This is a genomic window from Flavobacterium sp. Root420, assembly GCF_001427905.1.
Classification (GTDB): domain Bacteria; phylum Bacteroidota; class Bacteroidia; order Flavobacteriales; family Flavobacteriaceae; genus Flavobacterium.
Genome location: NZ_LMEF01000023.1, coordinates 37,709 through 54,159 on the forward strand (window position 1 = coordinate 37,709; position 16,451 = coordinate 54,159).

The window sequence follows — 16,451 nt, forward strand, 5'->3', positions numbered from 1 at the left end:
ATGATTGGTACAATAAGCAAAATAAGGGCGTATGGGGGATGCCTTGGCTCTCAGAGGCGATGAAAGGCGTGATAAGCTGCGAAAAGCTACGGGGACGGGCACACACCGATTGATCCGTAGATACCTGAATGGGGCAACCCACTATGTTGAAGACATAGTACACCGATAGGTGGGCAAACCCGCTGAACTGAAACATCTAAGTAGGCGGAGGAGAAGAAAACAAAAGTGATTCCGTAAGTAGTGGCGAGCGAACGCGGATTAGCCCAAACCAATGTTGTTACGGCAATGTTGGGGTTGTAGGACCACGACATTTTATGCACAAGGAACCGGAAGTTGCTGGAAAGTGACACCAAAGAGGGTGATAGTCCCGTATGGGTAACAAGTGTAATAGATAGTGGTATCCTGAGTAGGGCGGGGCACGTGAAACCCTGTCTGAATTTGGCGGGACCATCCGCTAAGGCTAAATACTCCTGAGAGACCGATAGTGAACCAGTACCGTGAGGGAAAGGTGAAAAGAACCGTGAATAACGGAGTGAAATAGATCCTGAAACCATACGCTTACAAGCGGTCGGAGCCCTTTCGTGGGGTGACGGCGTGCCTTTTGCATAATGAGCCTACGAGTTAACGTTGCTGGCAAGGTTAAGTGGTTAAGCCACGGATCCGTAGCGAAAGCGAGTCTGAATAGGGCGCTTTAGTCAGTAGTGTTAGACGCGAAACCGTGTGATCTACCCATGGGCAGGATGAAGCTGTGGTAACACACAGTGGAGGTCCGAACCGGTTGACGTTGAAAAGTCTTCGGATGACCTGTGGGTAGGGGTGAAAGGCCAATCAAACTCGGAAATAGCTCGTACTCCCCGAAATGCATTTAGGTGCAGCGCTGAATTTAAGTTATATAGAGGTAGAGCTACTGATTGGATGCGGGGGCTTCACCGCCTACCAATTCCTGACAAACTCCGAATGCTATATAATGTTTCTCAGCAGTGAGGGCTTGGGTGCTAAGGTCCAAGTCCGAGAGGGAAAGAACCCAGACCATCAGCTAAGGTCCCCAAATATACGCTAAGTTGAAAGAACGAGGTTTGTCTGCCCAGACAGCTAGGATGTTGGCTTGGAAGCAGCCATTCATTTAAAGAGTGCGTAACAGCTCACTAGTCGAGCGGACGAGCATGGATAATAATCGGGCATAAGCGTATTACCGAAGCTATGGATTTACAGTCTGACTGTAAGTGGTAGGGGAGCATTCCAGCAGGGTTGAAGGTGTATCGTAAGGTATGCTGGACTGGCTGGAAAAGAAAATGTAGGCATAAGTAACGATAATGCGGGCGAGAAACCCGCACACCGAAAAACTAAGGTTTCCACAGCTATGCTAATCAGCTGTGGGTTAGTCTGGTCCTAAGGCGAACCCGAAAGGGACAGTCGATGGCTAACGGGTTAATATTCCCGTACTACTAATTACTGTGATGGGGTGACGGAGTGATGAAAGCGCCGCGAACTGACGGAATAGTTCGTTGAAGTACCTACCTATAAGATGCGCAGGCAAATCCACGCGTCTTGGGGAAATACGATAGTACTCGGAGTCTTCGGACAAAGAGATAGTGCGCCTAAGGGCTTCCAAGAAAAACCTCTAAACTTCAGGTAATTAGTACCAGTACCGTAAACCGACACAGGTAGTTGAGGAGAGAATCCTAAGGTGCTCGAGAGATTCATGGCTAAGGAATTAGGCAAAATAGACCCGTAACTTCGGGAGAAGGGTCGCCCTGTAGCAATACAGGGCCGCAGTGAAGAGGTCCAGGCGACTGTTTATCAAAAACACAGGGCTCTGCAAAATCGTAAGATGAAGTATAGGGCCTGACACCTGCCCGGTGCTGGAAGGTTAAGAGGAGATGTTATCTTCGGAGAAGCATTGAATTGAAGCCCCAGTAAACGGCGGCCGTAACTATAACGGTCCTAAGGTAGCGAAATTCCTTGTCGGGTAAGTTCCGACCTGCACGAATGGTGTAACGATCTGGACACTGTCTCAGCCATGAGCTCGGTGAAATTGTAGTAACGGTGAAGATGCCGTTTACCCGCAGTGGGACGAAAAGACCCTGTGCACCTTTACTATAGCTTAGTATTGACCTTGGATAAATGATGTGTAGGATAGGTTGGAGACTGTGAAGTGGCGTCGCCAGGCGTTGTGGAGTCATTGTTGAAATACAACCCTTTGTTTATCTGAGGCCTAACCCCATATTGTGGGGGACATTGCTTGGTGGGTAGTTTGACTGGGGTGGTCGCCTCCAAAAGAGTAACGGAGGCTTCTAAAGGTTCCCTCAGTACGCTTGGTAACCGTGCGTAGAGTGCAATGGCATAAGGGAGCTTGACTGAGAGACATACAGGTCGATCAGGTACGAAAGTAGAGCATAGTGATCCGGTGGTTCCGCATGGAAGGGCCATCGCTCAAAGGATAAAAGGTACGCCGGGGATAACAGGCTGATCTCCCCCAAGAGCTCATATCGACGGGGGGGTTTGGCACCTCGATGTCGGCTCGTCACATCCTGGGGCTGGAGAAGGTCCCAAGGGTTGGGCTGTTCGCCCATTAAAGTGGCACGCGAGCTGGGTTCAGAACGTCGTGAGACAGTTCGGTCTCTATCTACTGTGGGCGTTAGAAATTTGAGTGGATCTGATTCTAGTACGAGAGGACCGAATTGGACAAACCTCTAGTGTATCTGTTGTCCCGCCAGGGGCACCGCAGAGTAGCTACGTTTGGAAGGGATAAGCGCTGAAAGCATATAAGCGCGAAACCCACCACAAGATGAGATTTCTTTTAAGGATCGTGGAAGATGACCACGTTGATAGGCTATAGATGTAAAGGCAGTAATGTCATAGTCGAGTAGTACTAATAATCCGTAAGCTTATGTACACCCTTTTCTCCCGACTCCGGTCGGGAGAAGAAACTTTCTAAAGCAATACTTTTTTCTTTATCTCAGTATGTTAAGATATTNATCCGTAAGCTTATGTACACCCTTTTCTCCCGACTCCGGTCGGGAGAAGAAACTTTCTAAAGCAATACTTTTTTCTTTATCTCAGTATGTTAAGATATTATTTTAATTATTAATGGTTAAGTATCAATTATTAATTAAAAAAGATTGCCCAAAGCAATTATAACTTCTTAAGGTGGTTATTGCGGCGGGGCTCACCTCTTCCCATCCCGAACAGAGTAGTTAAGCCCGCCTGCGCAGATGGTACTGCAGTTATGTGGGAGAGTATGTCGTCGCCTTTCTTTTGAAAACCCTGTTTCTATCGAAACGGGGTTTTTTGTTTTATAGCACTTTGTGTTTTTTTAACTGCAATCCCAAGGCTCCCAAATTATTCTCTATGAAATAACTTCCTGGATCATTATTCTCTTTAATTTTATATATTTGCTCTATTACTATTGTTCAAAAATTCAATAAATACAAAAATGAAAAATATTTTTCGTACAGAGGATTGTAATGAATTGGCCGATCGAATTAATAAGCTAACATCAGAATCACGTGCACTTTGGGGTAAAATGACTGTTGCTCAAATGCTTGCTCATTGTAATGTTGCATACGAAATGGTTTATGATGATATTCATCCGAAGCCTAATGTATTTATGAAATTTATTTTGAAAGCATTAGTTAAGAATAAAGTAGTAAATGAGATTCCTTATCATCGAAATAATCAGACCGCACCTCAGTTTATTATTAATGATAACCGTGATTTTGAAATTGAAAAAGCGCGGTTAATTACTTATCTTCATAAAACGCAGAATTTAGGTGAAAAAGAATTTGAAGGAAAAGAATCTCATTCTTTTGGTAGACTAACTGTTAAAGAATGGAATAATATGTTTTCAAAACATTTAGAACATCATTTGAGTCAATTTGGAGTTTAATTTATAACTTATTACTTTATGAGGAATTACATCATATTAGTTACGTTGTTTATTGGAATATTTGCCAATGCACAAAAACAAGAGGTTCAAAAAAGTATTGAGATTTTTTTTGAAGGATTTCATCAAAAAGATACAACTAAAATAAAATCGGTCTGTTCGGATAAAATGATTTTACAATCAATTAGCGAGAGTACTGTTAAGGGAAATAAGTTATCAGATGAGAATGCAGGAAAATTTTATAAATCTATTGCAACAATTCCTTCTTCTATGAAGTTTCATGAGAAGATTTTGAGTTATAACATTCAAGTTAATGGCACAATGTCGCATGTCTGGGCTCCTTATGAGTTTTATCTAAATGATAAATTGAGTCATTCGGGAGTAAATGCCTTTACTTTGTTTAAAGAAAAAGATACTTGGAAAATTATCTATTTGATAGATACAAGAAGAAAATGATATTCTATATTACTTCTGTTAGGTAATACTGACAGTAATCTGCTATTAAACATTCCTCACATTTAGGTTTTGGTCTGCAGGTTTCTCTTCCATGAAATGAAATTGCCATTCCGATTTCTGACCAAATTTTTTTTGGTAAAACCTGCATAAGATCTTTCTCAACCTTATTTCCGTCTTTACTTTCTTTTATAATTCCAATCCTCGGCGCTACGCGAATAACATGCAAATCGGCAATAATACCTTCCGCTGGTTGATGGGTTTCTCTTAAAATCACATTCGCAGACTTTCTCCCAATACCTTTTAAAGCTGTCAAATCCTTCATGTTTAAGGGAATATCTTCACCCTTTTTTATGGTTGCTGCAATGTCTAACAACCATTGTGCCTTTGTTGGATAATTCCTTACTTTACTAATATAAGGTATAAATGTCTCAGGATTGGCCTGGGATAAACTTTTGAGTGTTGGGAATTTTTCAAATAAAGCTGGAGCAATTTTATTGATGTTGGCATCAGAATCCTGCGCAGACAAAACTACCATCACTAATAATTGATAGGTGTTTTCATATTCTAAAGGGTGCTTTTTTCCTTTATATTTTTTTAAAATGGGTTTTAATTTTGTTTCCCAATCTGATGTTTCTCCAAATAAATCCATTTTACTTTTAGTTAGAATTAAACAAAACCATAGCTATCACAAAATTAAGTACTTTTAATGAAATCTATTGTTTTTTTAATTACATTCTGATTTCCAAGTATTTTTCGATGTCCTAAACCTTCTGTTAAGTATAAAGTCCCATTTTCAAGTTGTTTATGAATGTGAATTCCTGCCTTAACAGGAACTTCAGGATCATTATAATCATGTACTACTAAAACTGGAATTTTTACTTTTTGAGCAGCTTTGTAAGCAGAAAAATCATCCATTTTAACCTGATATTTGTTTTCAAAGTGATCTCGTAAAAGTTCACTGATTTCTTGTTTTAAGCCCAATTTCTCAATGAATTCATCTAAAATATCTTGTACAATATCGCCGCTTCCAATTATAATTGCTTTGTCTACATGAAGACCATCTTTAATAGCATTCAAAACAGACATTCCACCTAAAGAGTGGCCAATCGCAATTTCAAAAGGACCAAACTGTTTGTCAATTTCTAATATAGAATATATAAATTCAGACATTATAGTAGTTTTTCCCTTCGATTTTCCATGAGCAGGGGCGTCAAAACTAATTATAGAATATCCCAATTTTACAAGCTCATCGGCTATTCTAAATAATTGTGTACCTCTTCCTGACCAACCGTGAACAAGTAAAATTTTGCGGTTGTTTTTTCCATATTCGTATGTTACAACACTTTTATTAATTGCGGGAATATAAAGTAGTTGTTGGGTACTTTTATGTTCCATTTCAAATTCTCTTTTTGGAATCTTATGTCTTACAGGAGTTGTAAATAGTTTTGCAGCATATGATGTAGCTAATTTGGTTGAAATAAAGGCAGATATCTTAGCAGATAAAATTATAACCTGTGGAATTTTTAATGATTTAGTAGGATTTGTTTCCTTTTTTGTCATATTAATAAATTTTTTATATGGGCGAAATGTTGTTTATTTTTTCCTAAATTTAGGAAACATAAATGTAGTACAATAAATAGATGTTTATAAATTTCTAAAATGGAAATATTTCATATCAGTGCAGAGTGTTATCCAATGGCAAAAGTGGGCGGTTTAGCTGATGTTGTCGGAGCATTACCAAAATATCAGACAAATGCAGGTCATCAGGTTCGGGTTGTTGTTCCTGGTTATGACACAAAATTTAAAAAAGAAAATGATTTTGAATGTGTTCATTGGGGAAATGTAAAACTAGGGAATTTTGATTTTCCTTTCAGCGTTTTAAAAGAAACAAGTGATAAACTGGGTTATGAACTATATCTGATAGAAATTAATGAATTATTTGATCGTCCAAATGTATATGGATACGAAGATGATATAGAGCGTTTTTTATCTTTTCAGATAGCGGCTTTAGATTGGATTACCGCTCGTCAAACCGTTCCAAATGTGATTAATTGTCATGATCATCATACAGGATTAATCCCGTTTTTGTTGAAATATGGATATAAATATGAAAGTTTGCGAAGCGTAAGAACTGTTATCACTATTCATAATGGTTTATATCAAGGCTGGTTCGGTTTTGATAAATTGCATTATTTACCTGAGTTTGATTTAATCCACGTTGGATTTTTAGAATGGAATAATTCACTTAATTCATTGGCTGTTGGAGTTAAATGTGCGCATGCCGTTACCACTGTTTCGCCTAGTTATTTGAATGAAATAAATATTGCGGCAAATGGTTTAGAGGATTTGTTTAAAGATGTTAGAAGTAAATCTAAAGGAATCTTAAACGGAATTGACTTTGAAGTTTGGGATCCTGTAAAAGATCAGATGATTACAGCTAATTATTCGATTAACACTTTTGAAATTGGCAAACAAAAAAACAAAGAAAAGCTTTGTGAACAATTTGAATTAGATCCGACAAAACCATTGTTTAGTTTTATCGGGCGTTTATTTGAAGAAAAAGGAGGCGATTTATTGCCTCAGGCATCGGCTTTAGCTTTATCTGAAAATTTTGAAAATATCAATATTTTGATTTTAGGATCAGGTAATGCAATAATTGAAGAGCAGCTGGTACAATTGCGAAATGACTATAAAGGGAATTATAATGTTTTTATTGGCTATAATGAAGAATTAGCCCATTTGATTTATGCAGGTTCGGATTATATTTTAATGCCTTCCAGAGTTGAACCTTGTGGATTGAACCAAATGTATGCGTTGCGCTATGGAACAGTTCCGATTGTGAGAAGAACCGGAGGATTGCGCGATACCGTAATTGATTTTGGTGATAACGGAAATGGAATTTGCCATGATCAGGCTTCTGTTGGAGATATTTGCTATTCTATAAATCGTGCCGTGAAATTGTATGATGATAAAATTAGTTTCAATAAAATCATAAATAAAGGAATGGCAACAGATCATTCCTGGGAAAGAGTTTGCCAAGAATACATCGAGATATACAACCTAATAATTGAGAAAAATGAAATTTAAAAAGAAAAATGTAGTTGCTATTATTTTAGGAGGAGGACAAGGATCACGTTTGTTTCCATTAACAGAAACGAGATCAAAACCTGCGGTGCCAATTGGTGGAAAATACAGATTAGTTGATATTCCTATTTCGAATTGTATCAATTCTGATATTTTTAAAATATTTGTTTTGACACAATTTAACTCAGCATCTTTGAATGCGCACATCAAAAACACTTTTAATTTTAGTATTTTCAGTCAGTCATTTGTTGATATTTTAGCGGCAGAACAAACTCCTGATAATCCAACCTGGTTTCAGGGAACTGCAGATGCTGTTCGACAATGTATGTCACATTTTCTTAAACATGAATTTGATCATGCTTTAATTTTATCCGGTGATCAATTGTACCAAATGGATTTTAACGAAATGTTGGAAGCTCACATTGCAGCTGATGCAGCAATTTCTATTGCTACTTTACCTGTAAATGCAAAAGATGCTCCTGAATTCGGAATTCTTAAAACTAATCATGAAAGTTGTATCGAAGCCTTTATTGAAAAACCTGATGCTTCTTTATTGCCGCAATGGGAATCTGAAGTAAGTGAGCAAATGCAGGAGAAAGGCAAAAAATATCTGGCCTCAATGGGAATCTATATTTTTAATCGCCAATTATTGGAAGATTTAATGGCTGACCCGCACACTAAGGATTTTGGAAAAGAAATTATTCCACAAGCTGTTGGGAAACATAAAATCTTAAGTTATCAGTACGAAGGATATTGGACAGATATTGGGAATATTGAATCATTTTTTGAAGCCAATATTGGTTTAACAGCAGATATTCCAGAGTTCAATTTATTTGATAATGATAATAAAATTTTTACACGACCAAGACTACTTCCTCCATCAAAATTTAGAAATTCAATTATCAATAAATCTCTAATTTCAGAGGGATGCATTATCAATGCTAAAGAAATCAAGAGATCAGTAATTGGTATTCGTTCTAGAATTGGAGAAGGAACTGTACTTGAAAACTGCTATGTAATGGGCAACGATTTTTATCAGGATCTTGACGAACTAAATCACGAAGCAAGTGTTAATAAAATTCATGTAGGAATTGGTGAAAACTGTTTTATTCAAAATGCATTAGTCGATAAAAACGTACGTATTGGAAACAATGTGCATATCAGCGGAGGGAAACATTTAGATAATTTCACTAATGAATTATACAGTATAAAAGATGGTATTGTAGTTATTAAAAAGGGAGCAATTCTTTCGGATAATTTCAGAATTGAATAAAAGCATAAAAATTAATTATTGCCTTAAAAACCAAATATGTCTAAAGTAATCACGCATTCTCTATTTACTGATTTTGATATTGATTTGTTCAAAGCAGGTAAACACTTCAAATTATATGAAAAATTAGGAGCACATTTAGTTGAAGTTAACGGAGTAAAAGGTGTTTATTTTGCCATTTGGGCACCTACTGCACAATCTGTTGCTGTCGTTGGTGATTTTAATTATTGGACAGGAAACGAACATCAATTACAAGTTCGTTGGGATTCTTCCGGAATTTGGGAAGGTTTTATTCCAGAAATTACAAAAGGTGCACTTTATAAGTATAAAATTCAATCTAATATTAATGGCATTGTAACTGAGAAAGCAGATCCATTTGCTTTATATTGTGAAAAACCACCTCATACTGCTTCTGTAGTATGGGATTTAGATTATAAATGGAAGGATGAAAACTGGATGCAATCCCGAAAGGAAACAAATGGATTAGATAAACCTTATTCAGTTTATGAAGTGCATTTAGGTTCTTGGAAACGTGGGGACCATAATCGATTTTTGACTTATTTAGAATTGGCAGATGATTTGGTTTCCTACGTAAAGGAAACCGGTTTTACCCATGTTGAATTTATGCCGATTATGGAATATCCATATGACCCTTCCTGGGGATATCAGTTGACAGGATATTTCGCACCTACTTCTCGTTTTGGAAAACCGCAGGATTTTATGGTTTTGGTTGATAAATTACATCAGGCTGGTATTGGTGTGATTTTAGACTGGGTTCCATCACATTTTCCTGATGATGCCCATGGTTTAGGTTTCTTTGACGGCTCACATTTATACGAACACCCGGATCGCCGAAAAGGATATCATCCAGATTGGAAAAGTCTGGTTTTTAATTACGGACGTAATGAAGTACGTGCTTTTTTAATTAGTAACGCCGTGTTTTGGTTACAACATTATCATGCTGATGGCTTGAGAGTTGATGCCGTAGCTTCAATGTTATATTTGGATTATTCTCGTGAAGATGGCGAGTGGGAATCTAATATTTATGGAGGAAGAGAGAATTTAGATACCATAAGTTTTCTTAAAGAATTTAATGAGGTAATCTATGCTAATTTTGATGGAGTTCAAACTATTGCTGAAGAAAGCACTTCTTTTCCAATGGTTTCACGACCTACTTTTACCGGTGGTTTAGGTTTTGGAATGAAATGGATGATGGGATGGATGCACGATACTTTAAAATACTTTCAAAAAGAAACGGTTTATCGCAAATACCATCAAAACGATTTAACTTTTTCGATGACATATGCTTTTACCGAGAATTTTATGCTTCCGTTTTCGCATGATGAAGTCGTGTATGGAAAAAAATCGATTGCCAATAAAATGCCAGGTGATGAATGGCAGAAATTTGCCAATTTGAGATTATTGTACGGTTATATGTTTACTCATCCGGGAACTAAATTATTGTTTATGGGTTCTGAATTCGGTCAAAGCGATGAATGGAATTTTGAGAAAAGTTTAGATTGGCATTTATTACAGTACGATTATCATTCAGGTATAAAAAAGTTAATTACAGATTTGAATCAACTCTATAAATCTCGTCCTGCATTGTTCGAAAAGCAGTTTACCGGAGAAGGTTTTGAATGGATTAATTATTCCGATCATCAAAATGCTGTTTTATCCTATATCCGAAAAGGAAATAATTCAGATGAAAATCTAATTGTAGTTTGTAATCTTACTCAGGTTATTCGGGAAAACTACAGAATCGGAATTTCTCAAAAAGGTACATTAGAAGAGATTTTTAATAGTGATGCGAAGGTTTACGGAGGAAGTGGTGTTGGAAATTCAAAAGCTATAAAAATTGAATCTTCACCATATGATGGCAGAGATTATTCGGTTGAATTAACCTTACCTCCTTTAAGTGTGACTGTTTATTCCTTTACTTAAAATTTCTACATTCATTTTAGGAATGCCTATTTATCATTTTTTGATTCTAATATTATCGAATTGTTGATTTTTTGAGATGTAATTTGTTACTCATACAGAAAAAACGTTTTCGTGAATAAACCTCATATTCATAGTGCTTTATATAGTTTTTTTGTATGTTTGAAATAGCGATATAGTTAGAATAAATTAATGCATTAGCAATATGATTACAAATACATCATTAGAATATAAAGGCGATTTATATCCATCAAAAATCGTTTCGCATGAACATGAGGGCGATTCTATTTTTTTTCATACAGATAACAAAGTAATCTTAAAAGTCACTATTCTTAGAGACAGTTTAATTCGATTTCGTTTTACTACAAAAGGATATTTTAGCAATGACTTTTCGTATGCAATTGATAAAACACAGCTTCATGGTTATAATTTTTTAGAACTTACTGAAGAAGAAACTTATTTTTTGATTAGAACCAGCAAAGTAAAATGTAAAATTCAGAAAGCAGATCTTCGTTTGTCGATTTACGATTTAAATGATCTTTTAATTCTTGAGGATGAACTTGGCTTTCATTGGGAAGAAAGTTACGAGTATGGTGGGAATATCGTAAAAATGAGTAAATCTTCTAAAGATGGAGAATGCTTTTACGGTCTTGGAGATAAAGCCACGCAAATGAATTTAAAAGGCAAAAGATTGGAGAATTTTGCCACAGATCAATATGCTTATCAAAAAGATCAGGAACCTTTGTATAAAGTAGTTCCGTTTTATATCGGTTTACATAACAAACAATCATACGGGATTTTCTTTGATAATACTTTTAGAACCTTTTTTGATTTTTGTCAGGAGAGAAGAAACGTTGCCAGCTTTTGGGCTGAAGGCGGTGAAATGAATTATTATTTCATTTACGGTCCACAAATGCAGGATGTTGTAACAACTTATACAGATTTAACAGGTAAGCCTGAATTACCGCCACTATGGGTTTTAGGATATCACCAATGTAAATGGAGTTATTATCCGGAAAGTAAAGTAAAAGAAATCACCTCAAAATTTAGAGAACTTAAAATTCCGTGTGATGCCATTTATTTGGACATTGATTATATGGAAGGTTTTCGATGTTTTACATGGAATAAGGAATATTTTCCTGATCCAAAAAAAATGGTGGCTGAATTAGCCGAAGATGGATTTAAAACCGTTGTCATTATCGATCCCGGAATTAAAATTGATAAAGATTATTGGGTTTACCAGGAAGCTCTAGAAAAAGATTACTTCTGTAAAAGAGCCGACGGACCTTATATGAAAGGAAAAGTTTGGCCAGGAGAATGTAATTTTCCAGATTATACAAATCCCGTAGTCAGAGAATGGTGGGCAGGATTATTTAAAGAATTAATTTCAGACATTGGTGTAAAAGGAGTTTGGAATGATATGAACGAACCTGCTGTTATGGAGGTTCCTAATAAAACTTTCCCGATGGATGTTCGTCACTCTTATGACGGAAATCCTTGCAGTCATAGGAAAGCGCATAATATTTACGGTACACAAATGGCAAGAGCTACCTATCACGGTGTAAAGCGTTTTGCATATCCTAAACGTCCTTTTGTGATTACGAGATCTGCCTATTCAGGTGCACAACGTTATACTTCATCGTGGACAGGTGATAATGTGGCAACCTGGGAACATTTATGGATTGCCAATATTCAGGTTCAGCGTATGTGTATTTCAGGAATGGGATTTACGGGTTCTGATATTGGAGGTTTTGCAGAACAGCCAACAGGTGAATTGTATGCACGTTGGATTCAGTTAGGTGTTTTTCATCCTTTTTGCAGAACACATTCTTCAGGCGACCACGGCAATCAGGAGCCTTGGGCTTTTGATGAAGAAGTTATTAATATTACCAGAAAATTTGTCAGCCTTCGTTATCAATTATTGCCTTATTTGTATACCATGTTCTGGCAGTATATTGAAGAGGGTGTGCCCATGTTAAAGCCTCTTGTATACTATGATCAGGAAGATATTCAAACTCATTATCGCAATGATGAATTTATCTTTGGAAATCAAATTTTAGTTTGCCCAATTCTTGAACCTAATGCTGTAGGTAGACGTATGTATATTCCACGAGGAGAATGGTATAACTATTGGACAAATGAATTTTCAATAGGAGGGAGAGAAGTTTGGGTTGATACCAAATTTGATGAAATTCCGGTTTTTGTAAAAGCAGGTGCAATTATTCCAAAATATCCGGTTCAGCAATATGTTGGAGAAATTGAATTTGATGAATTAACCCTTGATTTGTACTTCAAAATTGGAAAAGAACAATCATTTGTATATGAAGATGCACAAGACGGTTATGATTATAAAAAAGGCCGTTACAGTTACTTATCTTTTAGAACTATCGGAAAAGAAAAGGAATTAATTATTCAATTACATAAAGAAGGAAAATACGATACGCCGTATAGCAAATATAAAATCAACTTAATTGGTTTGCCTTTTAAAGTGACTGAAATTGAAATTGACAATGAAAATGTAGCATTTGATAAAATTGCTTTTGATGAAAATAATTTCTTAATCGTTGATAAAGAGTTTAATGAACTTCATATTATAGGCGAATAAGTAAATTCTAATACGTTTACAGAAAATTATATAAAATAAAAAGTTAATATTAATTGTATTTTTGTGTAGTAAAATATCAAAAATCATGAAAAAACATCTAATATTAGGAATTTGTATAGCTGTTTTAATTGGCTGTGCAACCAATCCAATTACAGGAAAACAAAATTTAAATTTTGTTTCAAACAGTGAATTATTTCCAACTTCTTTTCAGCAGTATAATGCATTTATCTCTGAAAATAAGGTTATAACAGGAACTCCTGATGCCAAAAGAGTTGAAACAGTAGGTATAAGAATTAAAACTGCTGCCGAAAAATATTTAACTTATTTAGGACAAACACAATATTTAAAAGATTATCGTTGGGAATATAAATTGGTAGATAATAAAGAAGTAAATGCCTGGTGTATGCCTGGTGGAAAAATCGTAGTGTATTCGGGGATTTTACCGGTTACCCAGGACGAAGCTGGATTAGCAACAGTTATGGGACATGAAGTTTCACATGCATTGGCTAATCACGGGGCACAAAGAATGTCTGCGGCACAATTGCAGCAAATAGGAGGAGTTGCTTTAGATGCAGCAACGAGTAACAAATCAGCATCTACCAGACAAATATTTTCACAAGCTTACGGAGTTGGTTCTGAAGTGGGAGTAATGCTTCCTTTTAGCAGAAGCAATGAAAGCGAGGCAGATAAAATTGGTTTGACACTAATGGCAATTGCAGGTTACAATCCTGATGATGCCATTGCTTTTTGGAGCAGGATGTCAGCGAAATCCGGTGGAGCCGGAACACCGGAATTTATGAGCACGCACCCTTCAGACGCTACCAGAATTGCTAATCTTAAAAAATTAATACCAGAAGCAAAAGCAACTGCTCTTAAAGTAGGTACAATCAGATAAATTCAGTTTTATAATATTTAAAGTCATTCTTTTTTAGAGTGGCTTTTTTTTATGCAAAATTTTAAATTGTTTATAATTTATTAATACACGAATTAGACAAAAATCTATTTGATTATCATAAAAATTAGATAAATTCGTAGCGCATTAACAAAACCATTTCTATGAACAACCTACAAAAAGGAGATAAAAAATTATTAAATGCCTGGGCCTTTTATGATTGGGCCAATTCAGTTTATACGCTTACGATTGCTTCTGCGGTATTTCCCATTTTTTACGATGCCTTATTTCCAAAAGACAATCATTATATAGATGTTTTTGGTCTGCATCTAAAGAATTCAGCTTTAATCAGTTTTACAACCGCAGCTGCATTTTTACTGGTTTCATTTATGTCGCCACTGTTGTCCGGAATCGCGGATTATGTGGGGAATAAAAAATCATTCATGAAATTTTTCTGTTATCTGGGAGCGTTATCCTGTATGGGATTGTATTGGTTTGATCTTGATAATATTTATGTAGGATTAATATTTTATTTCCTGGGATTGATCGGATATTGGGGAAGTTTGGTGTTCTATAATTCTTATTTGCCAGATATTGCTTTTGAAGAACAACAAGATAAAATTAGCGCCAAAGGATATTCGTTAGGATACATCGGAAGTGTAATTTTATTGATTATTAACTTAGCCATGATCATGAAGCCAAAACTTTTTGGAATTACCGGAACAGAGGGTGAAGCTGCCATGAAGGCTATGCGTTATTCGTTTGTTATGGTTGGGGTGTGGTGGGTTCTTTTTAGTCAATATACTTATTACTATTTACCAAAAGGAAGCAAAGAAAATGGTCAAAAATTAACGAATGATGTCATTTTTAATGGTTTTAAAGAATTAAAAAAAGTTTGGGCTTTATTACAGGAAAATATTCCTTTAAAAAGATACTTAGGAGGATTTTTTGTTTCTAGTATGGCGGTTCAGACCGTTATGCTTGTCGCAACTTATTTTGGAGCACAGGAAATTCAATGGTCCTCGAAAGAAGAAGGTACAATTGGTTTGATTATCTGTATTTTAATTATACAATTGGTAGCGGTTGTTGGTGCTTTTTTAACTTCAAGAGCTTCTGCTAAATTTGGTAATATTCCAACTTTAATTGTGATTAATATAATTTGGGCAGTGTTTTGTGCTTTGGCATTTTTTATAACATTACCAATGCATTTTTATGTAATGGCTACCATTGCCGGATTTGTAATGGGAGGAATTCAGGCACTTTCGCGTTCAACTTATTCAAAATTATTACCTGAAACAAAAGATACAGCTTCATTTTTTAGTTTTTATGATGTTGCAGAGAAAATCGGAATTGTAATCGGAATGTGTATATATGGAGTTATCGATCAAATTACAGGAAGTCCGCGTGCAGCAATTGTGATTTTAGGAATCTTTTTTGTTACCGCCATTTTTCTTTTGAGACGAGTTCATAAAAAAGGCGCTGTAAATTAATAAAGCGCCTTTGATAGATTATTTAAAAGTGATTTATTTGATTGATGATATTCTTAATCTCATTGTTTACGGAAATTTATCTTTTACAAATAATTATACTTTTGAAATTTTTCCGGAACCAGAAACTTTTACATCTCGTTTTTCTGGATTTCCGGTGTATTTAATATCACCTGATCCTGAAACTCTTGCTGTTAAGCTTTCGTTACAATTAACTTTACTGTTTCCTGAACCTGAAACATTAACGTCTACAATTTTAGATTTTAAATTAGCTGCATCAATATCACCAGAACCCGAAAGTTTTGTGGTGAAGTTATCAGCGCTTCCTTTTAAATGAACATTTCCTGAACCGCTTAAATTTAGATCTAAAGTATTTGAATCTACTGCTAAAGTAAAGTTTCCTGAACCTGATAATCTTGCTGTGAATTTATCATTCTTGATACTGTCTTTTGAGGTAATATCTCCAGAACCTGATAGACTTAATTCGGATATTTTTTCAAAAGGAACCGTAATCTCAATTTTTTTGCCAGAGATGGAACGGATATTAGTATTTTTCTTTACCTGAATTTTAAGTGTATTATCTTCTACTTCAACGATAATAACATCCAAAATATTTTCTTCACCTTTTACCGTGATTTTACCTTCTTTTCCTGCAACCAGATCAACATTAAATGGTCCGGCAACTTTTATTGCATCATAAGCACCTGTGTTTCTTGTTTGGGTAACAACGTTTCCATTTCCTTCAACTTTAGTATTTGAAGATTGTGCATTTGAAAGAAAACTTACTAGAAATGCGCCACAAACTACTAATTGTATTAATTTTTTCATTG

General features: G+C 35.8%; 11 protein-coding genes and 2 rRNA genes. 10 read left to right on the forward strand and 3 right to left on the reverse strand.

Annotated elements, in window-relative coordinates:
* Positions 1–10: 10 nt before the first annotated feature.
* From ASC72_RS12135 to ASC72_RS12150, 4 genes are all read left to right on the forward strand, one after another.
* Positions 11–2,896: ribosomal RNA gene (locus ASC72_RS12135) — 23S ribosomal RNA — on the forward strand.
* Positions 2,897–3,146: 250 nt separating this feature from the next.
* A 5S ribosomal RNA gene (gene rrf / locus ASC72_RS12140) occupies positions 3,147–3,256 on the forward strand.
* Between the two features lie 180 nt (positions 3,257–3,436).
* A complete protein-coding gene (locus tag ASC72_RS12145) occupies positions 3,437–3,889 on the forward strand; it encodes a DUF1569 domain-containing protein (RefSeq protein ID WP_056191921.1) in 453 nt (150 codons plus the stop codon).
* Positions 3,890–3,907: 18 nt separating this feature from the next.
* Complete coding sequence (locus tag ASC72_RS12150) at positions 3,908–4,342, forward strand: 3-methyl-2-oxobutanoate hydroxymethyltransferase (RefSeq protein WP_056191063.1); 435 nt, start codon at positions 3,908–3,910, stop codon at positions 4,340–4,342.
* A 4-nt stretch (positions 4,343–4,346) separates the two neighbouring features.
* On the opposite strand, the gene nth is transcribed toward ASC72_RS12150, so the two are convergent.
* Entirely contained in the window at positions 4,347–4,991 is a 645-nt protein-coding gene (gene nth / locus ASC72_RS12155; protein WP_056191065.1) for an endonuclease III, read from the reverse strand.
* A gap of 44 nt (positions 4,992–5,035) precedes the next feature.
* Positions 5,036–5,902, reverse strand: coding sequence for an alpha/beta fold hydrolase (locus ASC72_RS12160; RefSeq protein WP_056191067.1), 867 nt, complete (start codon positions 5,900–5,902; stop codon positions 5,036–5,038).
* A 99-nt stretch (positions 5,903–6,001) separates the two neighbouring features.
* Here ASC72_RS12160 and ASC72_RS12165 point away from each other — a divergent pair, with 99 nt between their 5' ends.
* The 6 genes from ASC72_RS12165 to ASC72_RS12190 all read left to right on the forward strand — a co-directional run bounded on the left by ASC72_RS12165 (position 6,002) and on the right by ASC72_RS12190 (position 15,624).
* Positions 6,002–7,429 (forward strand): glycogen synthase, encoded by a 1,428-nt coding sequence (locus ASC72_RS12165; protein WP_056191069.1) that lies wholly within the window; start codon positions 6,002–6,004, stop codon positions 7,427–7,429.
* Complete coding sequence (locus ASC72_RS12170) at positions 7,419–8,699, forward strand: glucose-1-phosphate adenylyltransferase (protein WP_056191923.1); 1,281 nt, start codon at positions 7,419–7,421, stop codon at positions 8,697–8,699. The genes ASC72_RS12165 and ASC72_RS12170 overlap by 11 nt, the downstream gene beginning before the upstream one ends.
* A gap of 36 nt (positions 8,700–8,735) precedes the next feature.
* Entirely contained in the window at positions 8,736–10,640 is a 1,905-nt protein-coding gene (gene glgB / locus ASC72_RS12175; RefSeq protein ID WP_056191070.1) for a 1,4-alpha-glucan branching protein GlgB, read from the forward strand.
* Between the two features lie 202 nt (positions 10,641–10,842).
* Entirely contained in the window at positions 10,843–13,242 is a 2,400-nt protein-coding gene (locus ASC72_RS12180; RefSeq protein ID WP_056191072.1) for a glycoside hydrolase family 31 protein, read from the forward strand.
* 85 nt (positions 13,243–13,327) lie between these two features.
* Positions 13,328–14,137 carry a M48 family metallopeptidase gene (locus ASC72_RS12185; protein WP_056191074.1) on the forward strand — a complete coding sequence of 270 codons (810 nt, stop codon included), beginning with the start codon at positions 13,328–13,330 and terminating at the stop codon, positions 14,135–14,137.
* A gap of 161 nt (positions 14,138–14,298) precedes the next feature.
* Positions 14,299–15,624, forward strand: coding sequence for an MFS transporter (locus tag ASC72_RS12190; protein ID WP_056191076.1), 1,326 nt, complete (start codon positions 14,299–14,301; stop codon positions 15,622–15,624).
* A 93-nt stretch (positions 15,625–15,717) separates the two neighbouring features.
* Here the strand turns inward: ASC72_RS12190 and ASC72_RS12195 are convergent, their stop codons facing one another.
* Positions 15,718–16,449 (reverse strand): head GIN domain-containing protein, encoded by a 732-nt coding sequence (locus ASC72_RS12195; protein ID WP_056191078.1) that lies wholly within the window; start codon positions 16,447–16,449, stop codon positions 15,718–15,720.
* Positions 16,450–16,451: the final 2 nt, after the last annotated feature.

Bases quoted from the DNA above. Each gene is read 5' to 3' on its own strand.
- ASC72_RS12160 (WP_056191067.1), bottom strand. From the start codon at position 5,902: ATGACAAAAAAGGAAACAAATCCTACTAAATCATTAAAAATTCCACAG.
- ASC72_RS12170 (WP_056191923.1), top strand. From the start codon at position 7,419: ATGAAATTTAAAAAGAAAAATGTAGTTGCTATTATTTTAGGAGGAGGA.
- ASC72_RS12185 (WP_056191074.1), top strand. From the start codon at position 13,328: ATGAAAAAACATCTAATATTAGGAATTTGTATAGCTGTTTTAATTGGC.
- ASC72_RS12180 (WP_056191072.1), top strand. From the start codon at position 10,843: ATGATTACAAATACATCATTAGAATATAAAGGCGATTTATATCCATCA.
- nth (WP_056191065.1), bottom strand. From the start codon at position 4,991: ATGGATTTATTTGGAGAAACATCAGATTGGGAAACAAAATTAAAACCC.
- ASC72_RS12145 (WP_056191921.1), top strand. From the start codon at position 3,437: ATGAAAAATATTTTTCGTACAGAGGATTGTAATGAATTGGCCGATCGA.
- ASC72_RS12190 (WP_056191076.1), top strand. From the start codon at position 14,299: ATGAACAACCTACAAAAAGGAGATAAAAAATTATTAAATGCCTGGGCC.
- ASC72_RS12165 (WP_056191069.1), top strand. From the start codon at position 6,002: ATGGAAATATTTCATATCAGTGCAGAGTGTTATCCAATGGCAAAAGTG.
- ASC72_RS12195 (WP_056191078.1), bottom strand. From the start codon at position 16,449: ATGAAAAAATTAATACAATTAGTAGTTTGTGGCGCATTTCTAGTAAGT.
- ASC72_RS12150 (WP_056191063.1), top strand. From the start codon at position 3,908: ATGAGGAATTACATCATATTAGTTACGTTGTTTATTGGAATATTTGCC.
- glgB (WP_056191070.1), top strand. From the start codon at position 8,736: ATGTCTAAAGTAATCACGCATTCTCTATTTACTGATTTTGATATTGAT.